Here is a 445-nt window from a genome sequence, read left to right as displayed (position 1 = left end):
ACTTCACGGCGGCCGAACGCGTGCTGTACGCACTGGACGAGTCGGGGACCGACGGGAGGGGGTCGGTCGTGCTGGACCTGCACGACGTGACCGCCATCGACTCGGTCGCCCTGTCGATGCTCCACATCGGTCTCGGCCGGCTCTCCGCCGACGGCCGGCGCGCCGCGGTCGTCGACCCGCGCGACCTGCTCGGCCCGCCGGACATCGTCCGGGAGGGCACCGGCCAGGACCTGCCGCGCTACGCCACCCGCGAGGCCGCGGTGGAGGGGTGCGCGAGGACCCTGGCCGGTGAGGACTGACCCGGGGCGCGGCTACCAGATGGCCCCGACCCACTCGGGGTGGTCGACGAACGGGTTCCGGTTGTGCTGGAACCGCTCGAATATGACGTCGTTACGGCGCTTCTCGAAGGCGTCCGGCGGGTCCTGCTCGTTCCACTGCTTCAGCA

The 445-nt window shown here is 71.9% G+C and carries 1 protein-coding gene and 1 pseudogene; one reads left to right on the top strand and one right to left on the bottom strand.

The window, feature by feature from the left end:
- Positions 1-299 (top strand): annotated as a pseudogene (locus RNB18_RS52150) (glutaminase A); the annotation flags it as partial.
- Positions 300-311: 12 nt separating this feature from the next.
- On the opposite strand, the gene RNB18_RS52145 reads toward RNB18_RS52150, so the two are convergent.
- The coding region (locus tag RNB18_RS52145) for an endonuclease (protein WP_311721072.1) at positions 312-445 on the bottom strand (134 nt) is incomplete at its 5' end.

The organism is Streptomyces doebereineriae (assembly GCF_031845645.1).
GTDB lineage: Bacteria > Actinomycetota > Actinomycetes > Streptomycetales > Streptomycetaceae > Streptomyces > Streptomyces canus.
This window is presented reverse-complemented; position numbering and strand designations above follow the sequence as displayed.